The following is a 16,750-nucleotide window of genomic DNA, read 5'->3' as shown; positions in this document are numbered from 1 at the left end:
GGCGCTCACCCCGCCCGCAGCCGGTAGGACTCGTGATCGAAACGACTTGTGCGCCTGCGATACTCGAAGCTCCAGTTCGGGTACAGCCCCGCGTTGCCGCCGTCGGCGGTCTGGTAGTAGCTGCGGCAACCGCCGGTCAGCCAAGCGGTGTCGCGACTGCGCTCGGTCACCTCGTCGAGGAAGGCACGCTGCACCTCCTCGCGCACATCGATCCGCTGGATGTTCTGCGCACGCATGGTGGTCACGGCATCGACGATATAGCGCACCTGCGCCTCGATCATATAGATGGCGGACTGATTGCCCGCCGCCCCGAACGGACCCAGCGTGCAGAAGAAGTTCGGGAACCCGGCCATGGTCGTGCCGAGGTAACTGCTCGGCCGCTCCCGGTACCGCTCACCGATGGAGCGCCCGCCGATTCCGTGCACCCGATCGAAAACGGCGGGGGGAACACCGAATCCGGTACCCCAGATGATCGTGTCCACAGGGTGCTCCGCGCCGTCGGCGGTGACGATCGACCCGGCGCGGATCTCTCGGATGCCCTCGGTCACCACCTCGACGTTCGGTTGGGTCAGCGCCGGATAGTAGGCGTCGGAGAAGATCGCACGTTTGCATCCGATCACATAGTCAGGGGTGAGTTTGCGCCGCAGCTCGGGATCGCGCACCTGACGCAGCAGCTGGAGTCTGCCGAGCGCCTCGTACGGATGGCGGAATCGCTTGTCCACGAAGCCGACCAGACCGAACCCTTCGATGCCGGTGTAGTACAGGCCGCGCAGCGCGCGGCCGAGCGCGGGCACCCGGCGCAGCAGCGCACGTTCGGCGGGCAGCGTGCGGCGATCCAACCGCGACACGATCCACGGCGCCGAACGCTGGAACACGGTCAACTCGCCCACCAGCGGTTGGATCTCGGGGATGAATTGGACGGCCGACGCGCCCGTGCCGATCACCGCGACGCGCTCGCCGGTGAGATCGTGCTCGTGGTCCCAGTGCAGTGAATGGAATTGCGCCCCTTCGAAGGTCTCCGCGCCCGGCAGCCGCGGGATCCGCGCCTCGCTGAACGGCCCGACGGCGGAGACCAGTACGTCCGCGGTCAGATCGCCGCGATCGGTGCGCAGCCGCCACCGCGTGGCCGCTTCGTCCCAGCGCGCCTCGAGCAGCTCGACGCCGAACCGCATGTGGCGCACCACGTCGTGGCGCGTCGCGACCGAGCGGAGGTAGGCGAGGATCTCCGGCTGCGACCCGTAGGTGCGCGACCAATTCGGATTGGGCGCGAAGGAATACGAATACAGATGCGAGGGCACGTCGCAGGCACAGCCCGGATAGGTGTTCGCCCGCCAGGTGCCACCGAGATCGTCGGCGCGCTCGAGCAGCACGAAATCCTCGATACCCGCCTCGCGCAGCGCGACCGCCAGACCGATTCCGGCTATCCCGGCTCCGATCACCGCGATCGGGACATGCTCCGGATGCGCAGCCACTGCCATGTCCTCCTCCCACCCGCGGGCGTCGTTGCCCGCCGAGCTCACAGATCCAGTTCGAGTTCGCCGCCGTGCGCGCGGGAGACGCAGGTCAGCATCGCCTCCGCGCGCTCGGACTCGAGCAGCGACCGGTCCCGGTGCTCCACCGCGCCCGCGAGCACCCGGGTCTTGCAGGTGCCACAGAAACCCTGCCCGCAGGAGTAGGCCACGCCGGGCAGCACGCGGCGGATCGCGCTGAGCGCGGACTCGTCGGCGGCGACCTCCACGTCGAACCCGCTGCGACGCAACCTGATCCGGAACGGCTCCCCGTCCCGCACGGGCAGCGGCGAGAACCGCTCGGTGTGCAGCGAGGCCGAGGGATCGTGCAGCGCGAGCACCCCGCGCGCGGCCTCGGCCAGCGGCGGCGGCCCGCAGACGTAGACCGCGGCGCCGGGCGGCGTCTGCTCGAAGATCATCCGCGCGTCGGGTACGCCGAACTCGTCGTCCGGCCGCACCACCACGTCACCGCCGGTGTAGCGGGCCAGGTCGTACAGGAACGGCATGCGCGTCCTGGAACGGCCCAGGTACATCAACCGCCACGGCACCCCGGCATGCTCGGCCGCGGCGACCATGGGCAGGATCGGCGTGATCCCGATGCCGCCCGCGACGAACAGATAACACGGCGCGGCGACGAAGGGGAACGCGTTGCGCGGCCCGCGCACGCCCAGGCGGTCACCCACCCGCAGATCCCGATGGATCTCCGCGGAGCCGCCCTCGCCGTCGGCGATGAAACGGACCGCGATGCGGTAGAACCCGCGGTCGGCGGGGTCGTTGGTGAGCGAATACTGCCGCTGGCGACCGGAGGGCAGGAAGACATCCAGATGCGCGCCGGGCGTCCACGCGGGCAGCGGGCCGCCCTCGGGGTGGCGCAGCCACAAGCTCACCACACCGTCGGCCTCCTGGCCGATCCGGTCGACGACCACCTCGAATTCGTAGCCGGTGCGGCGGACCGGATCCGGGCGCGAGAGCAGTCGCGCGGCGTCGCCTTCCACGAACAGCCGCTTGTAGGCGTCGGCCGCCGAGCCGATCAGGCGCAGTGCGGGCCCTGGTTGGAACCGCTCGACGGCGGTCACCCTCGCGCCGCCCGTGCCGCGGGCGACTGCGCGAGGTAACGCAGGGCGTTGTCCATCGGGCCGAGCTGCGACGGGTGGAAGCCCGGCCGCAGGTAACGCGGAATCTCGGTGAAGAAGGTCGTGAAGCTCGGCACCACACCGCGCACCGAGGCGCTGGCCATTTGGAGTGGCCAGAATCGGCCTTTGTGCTTCGACGGGTCCTTGTGGAACAGGTAGCCCCCGGAGATGACGAACAAGACGAGCAAGCCCGCGCTGGCCAGCAGCGCCTGCCGCGCCTTGCGCGCGTATCCGCCGTCGACGTGCATGTACGCGTCGTAGACGACGCTGCGATGCTCGACCTCCTCCGCGCCGTGCCAGCGGATCAGATCCAGCATCGCCGGGTGCATGCCCTTGGCCTCGAGCTTGTCGTTGGTGAGCAGCCACTCCCCGATGACCGCGGTGTAGTGCTCCATGCCCGCGAACAACGCCAGCCGCTCGCACAACCACTCCCGCTTGGCCCGGCCGGACAGCCCGTGGTCGCCGAGTATCCGGTCGACCAGCCAGGTGACCCGGTCGACCATCGGGCCGACCTGCAGGCCGAGCCGCTCCAACTGTTCGCGCGCCTTCTCGTGCGAACTGGCGTGCATGGATTCCTGGCCGATGAAGCCGCGGACTTCCTCGCGTAACCGCTCGTCGTCGATCAGCGGCAGTGCCTCGGCCAGCGCCTGCGCCATCGCGCGCTCGCCTTCGGGCAGCACCAGGTGCATCACGTTGATGATGTGGGTGGCCATCGCCTCGCCGGGGATGTAATGCATCGGCACCGTGGCGAAGTCGAACTCCACGGCCCGCGCGTTGATGGCGTGTGTCTGGTCGGCATATACGGCAGAACCCATCTCGCACCCCTCGTGATCGATCGGTGGTCTTCGCAATGTATTGGTGACATCACATGCTGTCAACATCACATGATGTCAATTCGGCCGCTATGAGAGGATGACGGCCATGGACGAAGCCGACGGGTCGATTCCGGGCATGCGCCGCTGGCGCGGGCAATCCCCCGCCGATCGCGTCGCCGCGCGCCGGGAACAGCTGATCGAGGCGTGCACGGAACTGATGGCCACCGTGGGCGCGGCCGAGACGTCCATGCGAGGTGTCTGCCGTCAGGCCGGACTCACCGAGCGCTACTTCTACGAGAGCTTTCCGAACCTGGACGCGCTGCTGACGACCGTGCTGGACACCGTGGTACTGGGCGCGCGCGACCGGTTGCTGGACGAGCTGCCCAACGCACCCGTCGAGCGCGACGCGATGTTCCGCCACATGGTCGCCGTCTTCACCGACTATCTGCTGGAGGACCGCCGCCGCGGGCGGATCATGTTCGTCGAGTCGCAGGCCACGCCCGTGCTCTTGCCGCGCGCCTATGAACTCATCGGCCTTTTCACCGCGCCGATCGCGTTGGTCATCAGCGCGGGCGACTACACCGAGCCGATGCCCGACGAGCACGATCACGAACTCAACGCCAGCGCCATCTTCGGTGCGCTCGCCTATCTCTATCGCCCGTGGCTCGACGGCGAGATCCCGGTCTCCCGAGAGCGTTTCGACGCGCACACGTCCGACGTGCTCGAACGGATCGCCACAGCGCGCTCCTCGCTGAGCACCGAAGCCTAGCTCCGGACGCCGAGCGCCCGATCGGACCATGCGGCTCGACGGGCGCCACGTGAACGTGGCCGACCGGCCGCTCCGGGCCGGTGATCGATCACACGCGGCCGCCGGTCGAACGCAGCTCGACGCAGCATTCGCCCGCCGCCGGCGCGAGCATCGCCGTCACAGTGTCGGCTTCCAGGCCGTTCAGAAAGCCCCGCAGGTAGGCGTGGTTGATTCCGCACACCAGGTCCGGAGCCTTGGCCGCGAGTGGATGGAACGGGCAGTTCCGCAGGCGCAGACATCCCGCGCTTTCCCGGCCGGGTTCGAAGCCTTGATCGGTGAGCGTCGACTGCAGCAGGGTCAGCGCACGTTCGGCGCCGAGGCGTCCCGGCCGGAGCTGTTGCCGTAACGCCTGTCCGTGTTCGGCGCCGCGATCGCGGGCTATCCGCATCGCGGCCTCCCGCGAGGTCTCGTCGGCCGACTCGGCGAGGACGGCGTCGGCGAGTATCTCCGCGAGCACCTGGTGGCGGCGTTCGGGAATGCTGACCTGGACCTCGGTGTCGGCGGGCTCGTAGACCTTCGGCGTGCGCCCGACCCGCCGGACGCCGCCGACCTGCTCGTAGCGGGCCCGCAACAACCCGGCGTCGACGAGCTTGTCCAGGTGGAACGCGGCCAGCTTGCGGGATATCCCCACCTGCTCGGCGGCCTCGTCCCGGGTCACCGGGCGACGGGCGCGCCGGATGAACCGATACATCCCGCGCCGCAGTTCGTCGTCGAGGGCGGCCACTGCACCGATCGCCGCATCGCTGGTCACAGGATCACGATAGCACTCACCATACTGGTCGAAATATGTTTCGAGGCGATATATGGCTAGCTCTTGACCACATCGGACTATTTAACCAATAATAATTGTCGTAATCAGCCGACCGCATTCGGACCAGCCACGGCGGTGCGCCACGAGGCCGCCCTCGACATGGGGAGCCAGCGTTCATGTCCCATTCCGCGTTACGAGTCGTCCACGACTCCGGCGCCACCGTCGACCTGACCGCCGCCGAGCGTGCGGCCGGCGAGTTCCTCTCCGCGCTCGGCGTCGGCCTCGACGACGAACACCTGAAGGCCACCCCGGGCCGCATGGCACGCGCCTACGCCGAACTGTTCACTCCCCGTCCGTTCGACCTGACCACTTTCCCCAACGACGAGGGCTACGACGAGCTCGTACTGGCCCGCCGCATCCCGTTGCGGTCGGTATGCGAGCACCACCTGCTGCCGTTCGTCGGAGTCGCCCACGTCGGTTACCTACCGGGCGACCGCATCCTCGGACTGTCCAAGCTCGCCCGCATAGTCGAGCACTTTTCCTGCCGCCCCCAGGTACAGGAACGACTGACCAAACAGATAGCCGACTGGCTGGCGACGAATTTGAGCCCCAAAGGGGTCGGGGTCGTCATCGAAGCCGAACACACCTGCATGACCCTGCGCGGCGTGCAGGCGGTCGGCACGACCACGGTCACTTCCACCATGCTCGGCACACTGCGTGACGACGCCCGCTCTCGCCAGGAGTTCTTCTCCCTCACCGGGATCGCGCCCTGACCATCTCCACCGTCGAGCTACAACCCCCGCCGAGCAGCGACCGCCCACACCGCGGCGTCGCTCGGATCGTTCGGTGCGTCCAGTAGCGAGCAAACCTTCTGCGCCACAGCGATGTTCGGCGCGTATCGGAGCACTGGCCGCATCGCTCCGATCCCGCACCGGACGCACGGTTCGCAGTGAAGTCACTCACATCCGACGAGAGAGACGCCTCCCCGAGTACTCGCACATTGCCGCCATTCGGCAATAGCCGATCGGTTGCCATTCCGAAAGCGACGCATTCGCCCACCCGGGGCGCCACGTACTGCCCGCGCCGCGAAACACCGTGACAAGCCGAAACGGCAGCTCACATCGCAATACTGCGAACGCCATAGCCAGCCGATCACCGGTTGGTGATACCTCACGAAACAGATACCATCGGCAGTGATTTCCGTCTCAGACGGAAGGCCCGAAGGTGATATAGCCATTCGTTGTTACTGTCGGGTAGTGTTCACTGCACCGACGATCAGAGTCGATCCGGAACCGTATTTCCCCACGATTTCAGGAGCGCTCGTGTCTCCCCATTCTCGTTTCGAATCCATCGGCGCCTATCTGCCTTCCAGAGTCGTCACCACGGAGGAGCTTCTTTCCGGGCTGAAAGAACCGCCTTCATTCGATCTTGAGAAAATAACCGGCGTACGTGAGCGCCGGGTCCGCGATACCAGGCCGGAAAGTCACGAGGACTCGTTCACACTGGCCATGCAAGCTGTGGAAGACTGTCTGTCCAGGTCACAGTATGCGCCGGAGGAGATCGACGTCATCATCTCCGCCTCGATCACGCGGAGCAAGCACGCGACCAGGGTGTACATGGAGCCGTCGTTCGCCGGTTCGATAAGCCGCCTTATCGGTGCCAAGAACGCGATCACATTCGATATCACAAATGCCTGTGCAGGAATGCTCACCGGCACGTACATCCTGGATCGGATGATCCGGTCCGGCGCCGTTCGCAATGGCCTCGTGGTCAGTGGTGAAGCCATTACCCCGATCGCCGAGACCGCAGTTGCCGAGATTTCCCAGAAATACGATCCGCAATTCGCTTCGCTGTCCGTCGGCGACTCCGGATGCGCGATCGTGCTGGATCGCGCGGTCGATGAAAACGACATGATCCACTACATCGAAATGATGACCGCCGCGGAATACGCGCAGTTGTGTCTGGGCATGCCGAGCGGCAAGACGCAAGGCATCGCGATGTACACCGACAACCGCAGGATGCACAACGAGGATCGCTTCCTGCTCGGCACCAATACCCAGCGGAAATTCCTCGAGGCGCAGGGCAAGACCTTCGCCGACGAGAAGTTCGACTACGTCATCCACCATCAGTTCGGCGCCACCGCCATTCCGTGGATGAACGCGATCGCCGAGCGCGAGTTCGGCAGTCCGATGCCGCCGGACCTGCGGGTCATCGAGAAGTACGGAAATACTTCCACCACTTCGCATTTCATCGTGCTGCACGATCAGCTCAGCGAGCAGAGCATCCCCGCGGGCTCGAAGTTGCTGCTGGTGCCCGCGGCTTCCGGCATCGTTACCGGGTTCCTGTCCACCACCATCTCGTCGCTGAAGGTCTGAGGCCGGTCATGAGTGTGCGTATCAAGTCCAGCGCGATCAGCCGCGGCGGCGACACCAACAGCATCGTGGAGCACAACGGGCGCGCGGCCAAGCGGTGCCTCGAGCGTGCCGGCATTCGTCCCGACCAGGTCGGCCTCCTGATCAACGCGGGTATCTTCCGGGATTCCAACACCGTCGAGCCCGCGGTGTCGGCGCTGATCCAGAAAGCGGCCGGAATCGGCCTGGAGTACGCCAAGGACGACCCGAGGACGTTCTCGTTCGATCTGATGAACGGCGCGATCGGCGTGCTCAACGCGATGCAGGTGGCCACGTCGGTCCTGGAGACCGGCAGCGCCGAGCACGTGCTCGTCGTCTCCGGCGACACCCATCCGTCCCTGCTGCGTTCCGTCGGCGACGACCGGTTCCCGTACGCCACCTGCGGCGCGGCGCTGCTGCTCGAACACACCGACGAGCCGACCGGCTTCGGCAGGGTGCACACCGTCGCGGGCGAGGGCACGCCCGCGGTCGAGGCCTACGTCGACGTGACGACCATGGGCAACACCGGCCGCGGCGCCATGACGGTGGAACGCGAGCCCGGCTTCGAGGACCGTCTGCTGGAGGTGGCCGTCGACGCCGCGCGCCTGGCGCTCGCCGAATCCGACCACGCCTCGCTCGACGAGATCGCGCTGATCGCCTCGACGCCGAGCCCGGAGTTCCCGAAGAAGCTGGCCGCCGCGCTCGGCATCGACGAAAGCTCGGTTCGCACACCGGATCTGCGCGACGGCGACCCGCACACGGCCACGCTCACCGCGGCCTACGACCAAGCGGTAGCGGACGACACCCTCGCCGCTCATCGCCAACTGCTGTTCGTCGCGGCGGGCGCGGGTCCCTCCGCGGCGGCGGTGCTCTACCGGCTGCCCGTCTTCGCCGGGGCGCCTGCGTGACAACGGGAACCTACTGGCAGGCCATCGATCGGTTTCGTGCGGTCGTCCGCACCGACCCCACCCGGGTGGCCGTGCGCTACGCGGACGGGGTCGGCCCCGATGGCCTGCCGGCCTACCGGCACCTGACCTATCGCGAGCTGGACGCGTGGTCGGACACGATCGCCCAGCGGCTCGCCGCGTCGGGTGTCGGCACCGGGACGCGCACCATCGTGCTGGTGCTGCCGAGCCCGGAGCTGTACGCGATCATGTTCGGGCTGCTCAAGATCGGCGCGGTGGCCGTGGTGATCGACCCGGGCATGGGCGTGCGAAAGATGTTGCGCTGCTTGCGCGCCGTGGACGCCGAGGCGTTCATCGGCATCCCGCAGGCGCATGCGCTGCGCGTGTTGTTCCGGCGCGGCTTCCGCACCGTCCACACGGTGGTGACGGTCGGCAGACGCTGGTTCTGGCGCGGCGAGTCGCTGCGGGACTGGGGCCGCACGCCCGCGGGCTCGATGCCCGTGGGCCGCCCGGCCACCGAGGACGATTTGCTGCTCATCGCTTTCACCACCGGCAGCACCGGCCCGGCCAAAGCCGTGCAGCTGACACACGGCAACCTGGCCGCGATGGTGGAGCAGGTGCATGTAGCACGCGGGGAGGTGGCGCCGGAAGCCTCCTTGATCACCCTTCCGCTGGTCGGCGTGCTGGATCTGCTGCTCGGCTCGCGTTGCGTGCTGCCGCCGCTCATCCCGAGCAAGGTGGGCGCGACCGATCCGGCGCATGTGGCCGACGCGATCGAGAAGTTCGGGGTGAGTACCATGTTCGCCTCCCCCGCCGTACTCATCCCGCTACTGGAATACCTGCGTGCCCACCCGACTCCGCTCGCGTCGCTGGAGAGCATCTATTCCGGTGGCGCTCCGGTGCCGGACTGGTGCATCGCCGGACTGCGCGCGGTGCTGGGCGAGGACGCGAAGGTGGTGGCGGGATACGGGTCCACCGAGGCGCTGCCGATGTCCACCATCGAGTCCAGGGAACTGCTGGGCGGTCTGGTCGAACGGGCGCACCGCGGCGCGGGAACCTGTATCGGCAGGCCCTCCTACCAGGTGCAGGCGCGCGTCGTCGCCATCACCGACGACCCCATACCGACGTGGGCGCGGGCCGAAGAACTCGCGGGCGGCCTGGCGGACACTCGTGGCATCGGCGAACTGGTGGTGAGCGGGCCGAACGTCAGCACCAGGTATTACTGGCCGGAACAGGCGAACGCGTTGGGCAAGATCGTCGACGGCGATCGGATCTGGCATCGCACCGGCGATCTCGCGTGGATCGACGAACAAGGGCGGATCTGGTTCTGCGGGCGCAAGAGTCAGCGCGTGGTCACGGCGCAGGGACCGATGTTCACCGTCCAGGTGGAGCAGATCTTCAACACCGTCGCGGGTGTGGCCCGCACGGCGCTGGTCGGGATCGGTCGGCGCGGCGCGCAGCGACCGGTGCTCTGCGTCGAAGTGAAGCCGGGCGCCGACCCGGCCGTCGTCGAGCCGGCGCTGCGGGCCCACGGGGCGCAGTTCGACCTCACCAGGACGATCGCCGACTTCCTTGTCCATCCGTCGTTCCCGGTGGACATCCGGCACAACGCCAAGATCGGGCGCGAAGAGCTCACAGGGTGGGCGGCCGAGCGCCTCGGAACGGACACCTGATCATGAAAACAACCGCACTGCGGGCGGTTCCCGTCCTGGGATGGCTGTATCTGGCGGGCGGCGCGCTCGCCGCGACCACCGGCCGTGCCCCCGACAGCCGGATCCTGCGCACCGTCTGGTGGATCGACGCGTTCCTCAGCGTCGTCGTGCACGCGGCCCAGATCCCGGTGGCCTTGCGCGCCGCCGAGGGATCCGGCAGCGGCCGCCTCCGTACGGCGATATTGACGCAGATCTTCGGCCTGACCTGGTGGCGGACCCAGCCCGGCAAGGAGAAAAGGCAATGAGCAAAGTTCTGGTGACCGGCGCGTCCGGTTTTCTGGGCGGAGCGCTGGTGCGCAGGCTGGTGCGCGACGGCGAGCACCATGTATCCATCCTGGTGCGCCGCACCAGCGATCTGTCCGACCTGAGCGCCGACCTCGACAAGATCCAGCTGGTCTACGGCGACCTGACCGATCCGGCGTCGCTCGAGCGAGCGACCCGCGGCGTCGACATCGTGTTCCACAGCGCGGCACGGGTGGACGAGCGCGGCACCCGGGAGCAGTTCTGGAACGAGAACGTCCGGGCCACCGAGCGGTTGCTGGAGGCGGCCCGGCGCGGCGGGGCCGCGCGGTTCGTGTTCATCTCCAGCCCGAGTGCGCTGATGGACTACTACGGCGGCGACCAGATCGACGTCGACGAGTCGGTGCCGTATCCGCGGCGCTACCTGAACCTGTACTCGGAGACCAAAGCCGCGGCCGAGCGGGCGGTGCTGGCCGCCGACACCGAGGGATTCCGCACCTGCGCGCTGCGCCCGCGCGCGATCTGGGGTGCGGGCGACCGGTCCGGTCCCATCGTGCGGATGCTCGGGCGGGCCGGCGCGGGAACGTTGCCGGATCTGTCGTTCGGCCGCACCGTGTACGCCTCGCTGTGCCACGTCGACAACATCGTCGAGGCCTGTGTTCGAGCAGCCGCCTCGGACACGGTGGGCGGCAAAGCGTATTTCATCGCCGACGCCGAGAAGACCGACGTCTGGGGTTTTCTCGGCCAGGTGGCCGCCCGGCTCGGATACCAGCCGCCGACCAGGAAACCCAACCCCAAGGTGATCGACGCGGCGGTGCGCGTCATCGAGACGATCTGGCGCATCCCCGCCGTCGCGACACGCTGGTCGCCTCCGCTCTCGCGCTACGCCGTCGCTCTGCTAACCCGCAGCGCCACCTACGACACCAGCGCCGCCGCACGCGATTTCGGCTACCGGCCGGTCGTGGACCGCGACAGCGGGCTGACCGCCTTCCTCACCTGGCTGGAAGGCCAGGGCGGAGCGGTCGAACTCACCCGCGATCTGCGCTGAGCACTTCCCCGTTACCGGAGACCAGCATGAGCAACGCCCCCGTCTTCCGCAGGAAGATCACCCCCACCGAACGCCTCTATTTCTCCACGCGACAGGTCACTCCGCCGTTCGTGATGCACATCGCCGTCCACGGCGAGGGCAGCCTTGATCCGGCCGCCGTGCAGGCCGCCGTCGACGTGGCCTCGGCGGCCGCTCCCGGCACCCGCCTCGTCCGCGACGGCCGCGACTGGGTGGACAGCGGTCTGGCCGCCACCGTGCGCGTAGTGCCTGGATGGTCGCTGAACTACGACGCACTGGAGCACGACGCGGTGCTCGACAGCCCGATCGGTCCCACGCCGGACCGCACCACCGAGGTGCTGCTGCTCACGGGTGCGCAAACCACCGTGCTGTTCCGCGCCTTCCACGGCGTGATGGACGGCATGGGCATGCGCATGTGGGTGGACGACGTATTCCGCGCCCTGCGGGGACAGCGTCCGCTCGGCGCTCCCGACCCGGTCGCGGACGCCGAACTCGTCGCGCGGGTCGGCGCTGCGGGCAGACCGACTTTGGTGCTGCCCACATTCCAGGCGCCGTCCGGACGCGGCCGCCAGGATCCGGCGGCCCCGCGCTGGCTGCTGCGCCACCGCACGATCGAGGCGACCGGCAGGGGCATCGTCGCGCGCGTGGCGGCGATCCTGGCCGAAGAGTCGGAGACGAAGTCGCGCTTCATGATTCCGGTCGATCTGCGCAGGCACGATCCCGGCTTGCGGTCCACCGCGAACCTGGCGCTGCCCCTGTTTCTCGACGTGGCGCCAGGCGAAGACTGGGAGACGGTCAGGGAGCGGATGCGGGTCGGTCTGCGGGAGAAACGCGAACTGAACGAATTGGACAACGGCAAGCTGTCGAAGTTCCCGGACGCCGTCATTCGCACGGCGCTGCGCGGGAGCAACTGGCTGGGGGCACGGCTGAACCGGAACATGGTGTCGGCCACCGTCTCCTATATGGGCGCCTGCGATCTCGACGAGATGGCCGTGCCCGGCTGGACACCGACCTCCATGCGGTTGCTGCCGCAGCACAGCGGCGCGATGCCGCTGCTGTTCGCCATGGTCGAATCGCGCGGGAAGCTGGAGCTGACCGTCTCCTGCCGCAACGGCGCGGGCATCGAGCCCCGGCTGGAGGCGCTGCTGGACAAGATCACCGCGCGGCTCGAGGCCGAGCTCGCGCCGCACGATGCGGCCGTGGCATGACCGCCATCGCCCGGGTCGTCCTCGCCCGGCCACGGATGGTGCTCGCCGTCGTGACCGGGGTGATGCTGCTGTCCGGCCTCCTGGGCATCGGAGCGTCGGACAAGGTCACCGCTGCCGGGTTCATCGATCCCGGCAGCGAGTCCGCGCACGTGGATCAACTCGTGAGCGAGCACTTCGGACCGCAGAATCCCGACGTGGTCGTGCGCTACACCGCTCCGGAGGGACAGACGCTCGACGACATCGGCCCCTTGGTGCAGGAGGCGCTGGCGCGGATCGATCCGGCGATGCTGCAACGGCCGATCGAAACCTATTGGAACGCTGGGTTCGCGCGAAAGCAGTTCCTGCGCGCGGCGGACGGACGGCACGCGCTCGCCGTGGTCTATCTCGCCGGTGACGCCAACCAGCGTGTCGCCGTGTATCCCGACATCGAACCGCTGCTTCGCGTTCCGGGTGTTCCGGCCGATCTGTCCGGCTACAGCGCGGTCTCCACGGAGATCAACGCGCAGTCCCAGCACGATCTGGTCCGGGCGGAAGCGCTCTCGCTTCCGCTGACGCTGCTCATCCTGGTGCTGGTGTTCGGCGGTCTGGTCGCCGCGTCCTTCCCGGTCGTGGTCGGCGGCCTGACCGTGCTCGGCGCGCTGGGCGCCATCCGCGTGCTCGCCGAACTCACCGAGGTGAGCACGTTCGCGGTGAACATCGCCTCCCTGCTCGGCCTCGGGATGGCCATCGACTACGGGCTGTTCCTGGTCACCCGATTCCGCGAGGAGGTCGCCGAGGGGCACGACGTGCGCGCCGCGATCACCCGCACCTACTCGACCGCGGGACGCACCATCGCGTTCTCGGCACTGCTGCTGGTTTGCGCGTTCGCGGGTACGTTCGTCTTCCCGCAGGCGGTGCTGCGCTCGCTCGGCATCGGCGCGATCACCGCGGTCGCCCTGGCCGCCGGACTCTCGCTCACCGTGCTGCCCGCCCTGCTCGCCCTGTTCGGCGCGCGCATCGGCACCGCGCGCGCGATCGATCGCACCGACCGGTTCTGGGGCGGCCTGGTCGACCGCGTGCTGCGGCGGCCGGGGCTGGTGACCGTGGTCGTCGGCGCCGTCCTGCTGGTCTTCGCGGCGCCGTTGGCCGGGCTGCGGCTGGGCGACATCGACCACCACGCGTTGCCCCCGGACAACGCCATGCGCGTCACCATCGAAGAGCTCACCGCGCAGTTTCCCGCGGCGGGCAGCGGAGCCACCGCCGTGCTGCACGGCACGAACGGGCCGCCGCAGGCGGCCGCGGTTGATGCCGTCGCGGCGGCACTGGGCAAGGTCGACGGTGTGCGGCAGGTCGTCCAGGTGGGTCGCGCCGAGGATTTCGTCGTCTTCCACGCGTTCCTGCGCGATACCGACCGCACCGAAGCGGCGAGCGCCTCGGTGCGCGGCATCCGTGCCCTGACGCCGCCGGACGGCACCGCACTGTGGGTCGGCGGCGACACCGCGGCCACCGTGGACAGCGTGCGGTCCATCGTCGCCGGGATGCCGTGGATGATCCTCGTAATGGTCGGCGCGACGTTGGTGCTGCTGTCGACCGCGTTCCGCTCGGTCGTCCTGCCGCTCAAAGCCGTCGCCCTCGCCTTCCTGAGCCTCGCCGCGACCTTCGGCGTGCTCACCTGGATCTTTTGCGGCGGGCATCTGTCCGGCGTACTCGGCGTGAGCACCGGCCCGATCACCGCGGGCATGCTCGTGCTGATCATCGCGGTCGTCTTCGGCCTGTCCACCGACTACGAGGTGTTCCTGCTCTCCCGCATGGTCGAAGCGCACGACGCGGGCGCCGACACCGCGGCGTCGGTGCGCGCGGGCACCATCAAGACCGCGCGCGTGATCACCGCCGCGGCAACCTTGCTGGTGATCGTCACCGGGGCGTTCACCCTCTCCCCGCTGACCCCGATGCGCTTCCTCGGTCTGGGCATGATCATCGCACTCGTCGTGGACGCCACCCTCGTCCGCATGCTCTTGGTGCCCGCGCTGGTCCAGCTGATGGGCCCGGCCAACTGGTGGTCACCGCGCCGCCGCATCATCCCGGCCACCGTCGCCCGCATCCGGGAACGCACGTCCGCGGCCTGACGGAATCCAGCGGTGCTAAGCGACCAGTTCGAGCAGGCCGCGTGGATCCCACGGCATCGGCCCGGTCGGGAAACTCATCCGGACCAGTCGGTGCGGGGCGACCGCGTCGAAGTGGGCCACCGCGGGTGGCAGGAACCCGCCGATCACCTTTTCCACCATCGTGTTCAGCCCCGTGAGCCGCGGCCGCAGCCGTACCTGCCAGCTGGTGATGCGACCGGCGGGTACGTCGACGACGGTGCGCTGCTCCACTTTCGCCCCGAGCGGGATGTGCACCGAGAAGGCGAGCCACAGGTCGACGCACTCTTCGGCGCCCTCGGCGAAGTCCAGGCCGCGCAGCAGCGTCAGGCCGCCGGCGAGCGGCATCACGTTGGCCGGAAACGGCGCGATCCCGCCGCCGAACTGAAGATGGGTGGTGCCGACGAAGTTGGCCTCCTCGCGGCTGACGACCGTGGTGCCCGAACGTGTCTCGGCGCGATAGCGCTCGGCCGACAACCGATCTCCGGAGCGCTGGAATCGCTGCTCGATGGTCATCGCAAAATTCGCGGGTCCGAGGCCGACCTCGAGCATCGAGCGGTAACCGTCGCCGTCGTGCGATACCACGCTGATCAGATCGAGCTTCGGCGGCCGATCGGTCACGCTGACGGTGTAGACGGACTTCTCTCCGTCGGGTATCCCCGGGTCACGAAAAGCGGTGCGCACATGTCCTCCTCACACTGTGTCCTCGGCCGCCGCCGCGAACACCGCTTCGAGGGTGGCCACGTAGCGCTCGACGGAACCGTGCGCCACCGGCGTGTCCGGGTAGATGACGCTCAGCGTGGTCTCCGACGCGAGCCGGTTGATCCAGATCAGCACCTGTTCGGACGCGGCGCGATTGGCGTACAACCCGCACGACGCCAGGTCGAACACCTCGTTGCCGAGCAGTTCTCGGGCGTCGACGTAGGAGATCATCGGCGTGGACCAGCCCGGTTCCAGGTCGAGATCGGAGTCGGCGGGCAACAGTTCCACCACGCGCTGGAACGAGGTGGGAGCCAGGCGCAGGCCGTTCTCGTAGGCGTGCTGCGCGATGGCCGCGGCCCGGGCGAAGGTGGTGGTCGGCGCGATCGGAAAGGCCACCGGCAGCAACGTCACATACCAGCCGACCGACGCGCGTTCGGCGGCGGAACCGCGGGTGCTGACCGGTGTCATGCCGAAGTAATAGTCGCTGTCGATGAGCTCGCGCTCGGCCAGCGCCGCCGCGGCGAAGATGCCGCCGACGAATTCCGCGCCGTTGTCACGGCAGACCCGCTCGAACCGTAGCGCGGTGTGCTCGTCGAACAGCGTGACCGTGCGGTGCGCACTGCGGTTGTACACATCGGTCCGCCTGCCCAGATCCAATGGGAAGGAGGGCAGTTCGCCGTCGTTCCCGCGAATGAGCTCCAGCCACTTCTGGACGCCGGGCGAGGCGAGCGTCATCCGGCCGGTGTACTCCCGTTCGGCGGTGCAGTAGTCGAGATAGCTGGCCGCGGGATGCAGCATGCCGACGTCCTCCCACACCTCGCGCAGATACAGCAGCGCGAGGTCTAACCCGGACAGGTACTGGCCGAATCCGTCGGTGTGCAGATGATCGACCGCCAGGTAGACCGTCGTGGAATCCTCGCGTTCGATCGTCCCGAAGGTGAAGCAGTCCCAGTCGAAGGGCCCCGGCGTCGTCTTCTGGACGTGATCGCGGATCGCCCTTGCCTCGTCCACGTGGCCGTAGTCGACCGGCACGAAATCGACGTCCTCCGCGGGCACCAGGTGACGCTCGATCGCACCGGCGGCGTCGACTCGAAACCAGGTTCGGAAGGTGTCGTGGCGCAACAGGAACGCGTTGATCGCCCGCGTCATCGCGGCCAGGTCGAGGCCGCCGGTCGGGATCTCCGCGGTCACCAGGCACAGGCCCGAGTACCGGAAATCCGCGTCGGCGTGCCGATCGGCGAGCCGCAGATACTGCTCCTGCTGGTGCGAGGGCGGAGCCGGGTGCACCGGCGCCCGGCGGGCGCGCGCCACCGACTCCGGCGACGCCGCCCAGCCGACCAGCCGGCCCGGCCCCGGCTCCCATTCATCGATCAGCCCGAAACGGACCACGGG

The 16,750-nt window shown here is 68.4% G+C and carries 15 protein-coding genes; 9 read left to right on the top strand and 6 right to left on the bottom strand.

Annotated elements, in window-relative coordinates:
• Positions 1 to 5 precede the first annotated feature (5 nt).
• The 3 genes from ACWESM_RS08335 to ACWESM_RS08325 are packed head-to-tail and all read right to left on the bottom strand — an operon-like array spanning position 6 to position 3,456.
• Positions 6 to 1,478: a flavin-containing monooxygenase gene (locus ACWESM_RS08335; RefSeq protein WP_364431040.1), complete on the bottom strand. Its 1,473-nt coding sequence runs from the start codon at positions 1,476 to 1,478 to the stop codon at positions 6 to 8.
• 38 nt (positions 1,479 to 1,516) lie between these two features.
• The gene (locus ACWESM_RS08330; RefSeq protein WP_364431043.1) at positions 1,517 to 2,584 is read right to left on the bottom strand and encodes a PDR/VanB family oxidoreductase; all 1,068 of its coding nucleotides are present in this window, start codon (positions 2,582 to 2,584) and stop codon (positions 1,517 to 1,519) included.
• Complete coding sequence (locus ACWESM_RS08325) at positions 2,581 to 3,456, bottom strand: metal-dependent hydrolase (protein WP_452491181.1); 876 nt, start codon at positions 3,454 to 3,456, stop codon at positions 2,581 to 2,583. The genes ACWESM_RS08330 and ACWESM_RS08325 overlap by 4 nt, the downstream gene beginning before the upstream one ends.
• Positions 3,457 to 3,562: 106 nt before the next feature.
• Here ACWESM_RS08325 and ACWESM_RS08320 point away from each other — a divergent pair, with 106 nt between their 5' ends.
• Positions 3,563 to 4,225, top strand: a complete 663-nt coding sequence (locus ACWESM_RS08320; protein ID WP_364431047.1) for a TetR/AcrR family transcriptional regulator — start codon at positions 3,563 to 3,565, stop codon at positions 4,223 to 4,225.
• Positions 4,226 to 4,313: 88 nt separating this feature from the next.
• Here ACWESM_RS08320 and ACWESM_RS08315 read toward each other — a convergent pair whose 3' ends face one another.
• Entirely contained in the window at positions 4,314 to 5,015 is a 702-nt protein-coding gene (locus ACWESM_RS08315; RefSeq protein ID WP_397281422.1) for a helix-turn-helix transcriptional regulator, read from the bottom strand.
• Positions 5,016 to 5,191: 176 nt separating this feature from the next.
• Here ACWESM_RS08315 and folE point away from each other — a divergent pair, with 176 nt between their 5' ends.
• The 8 genes from folE (at position 5,192) to ACWESM_RS08275 (ending at position 14,641) form a co-directional block, all read left to right on the top strand.
• Entirely contained in the window at positions 5,192 to 5,788 is a 597-nt protein-coding gene (folE, locus tag ACWESM_RS08310) for a GTP cyclohydrolase I FolE (RefSeq protein ID WP_364431053.1), read from the top strand.
• Positions 5,789 to 6,337: 549 nt separating this feature from the next.
• The gene (locus ACWESM_RS08305; protein ID WP_364431343.1) at positions 6,338 to 7,390 is read left to right on the top strand and encodes a 3-oxoacyl-ACP synthase III family protein; all 1,053 of its coding nucleotides are present in this window, start codon (positions 6,338 to 6,340) and stop codon (positions 7,388 to 7,390) included.
• An 8-nt stretch (positions 7,391 to 7,398) separates the two neighbouring features.
• Positions 7,399 to 8,313, top strand: coding sequence for a hypothetical protein (locus tag ACWESM_RS08300; protein ID WP_452491180.1), 915 nt, complete (start codon positions 7,399 to 7,401; stop codon positions 8,311 to 8,313).
• A complete protein-coding gene (locus tag ACWESM_RS08295; protein WP_364431059.1) occupies positions 8,310 to 9,983 on the top strand; it encodes a fatty acid CoA ligase family protein in 1,674 nt (557 codons plus the stop codon). Before ACWESM_RS08300 ends, ACWESM_RS08295 begins: the two co-directional genes overlap by 4 nt.
• A 2-nt stretch (positions 9,984 to 9,985) precedes the next feature.
• A complete protein-coding gene (locus ACWESM_RS08290) occupies positions 9,986 to 10,267 on the top strand; it encodes a hypothetical protein (protein WP_356961926.1) in 282 nt (93 codons plus the stop codon).
• Entirely contained in the window at positions 10,264 to 11,310 is a 1,047-nt protein-coding gene (locus tag ACWESM_RS08285; RefSeq protein WP_364431062.1) for an NAD-dependent epimerase/dehydratase family protein, read from the top strand. Before ACWESM_RS08290 ends, ACWESM_RS08285 begins: the two co-directional genes overlap by 4 nt.
• 26 nt (positions 11,311 to 11,336) lie before the next feature.
• Positions 11,337 to 12,536, top strand: coding sequence for a peptide synthetase (locus ACWESM_RS08280; protein ID WP_452491179.1), 1,200 nt, complete (start codon positions 11,337 to 11,339; stop codon positions 12,534 to 12,536).
• Positions 12,533 to 14,641 carry an MMPL family transporter gene (locus ACWESM_RS08275; RefSeq protein WP_355070957.1) on the top strand — a complete coding sequence of 703 codons (2,109 nt, stop codon included), beginning with the start codon at positions 12,533 to 12,535 and terminating at the stop codon, positions 14,639 to 14,641. Before ACWESM_RS08280 ends, ACWESM_RS08275 begins: the two co-directional genes overlap by 4 nt.
• 15 nt (positions 14,642 to 14,656) lie before the next feature.
• On the opposite strand, the gene ACWESM_RS08270 is transcribed toward ACWESM_RS08275, so the two are convergent.
• Positions 14,657 to 15,340 carry a hypothetical protein gene (locus ACWESM_RS08270; protein WP_412805699.1) on the bottom strand — a complete coding sequence of 228 codons (684 nt, stop codon included), beginning with the start codon at positions 15,338 to 15,340 and terminating at the stop codon, positions 14,657 to 14,659.
• A gap of 9 nt (positions 15,341 to 15,349) precedes the next feature.
• The gene (locus ACWESM_RS08265; RefSeq protein WP_452491178.1) at positions 15,350 to 16,747 is read right to left on the bottom strand and encodes a condensation domain-containing protein; all 1,398 of its coding nucleotides are present in this window, start codon (positions 16,745 to 16,747) and stop codon (positions 15,350 to 15,352) included.
• Positions 16,748 to 16,750: the final 3 nt, after the last annotated feature.

This window comes from Nocardia sp. NPDC003999 (assembly GCF_053604885.1).
This window is presented reverse-complemented; position numbering and strand designations above follow the sequence as displayed.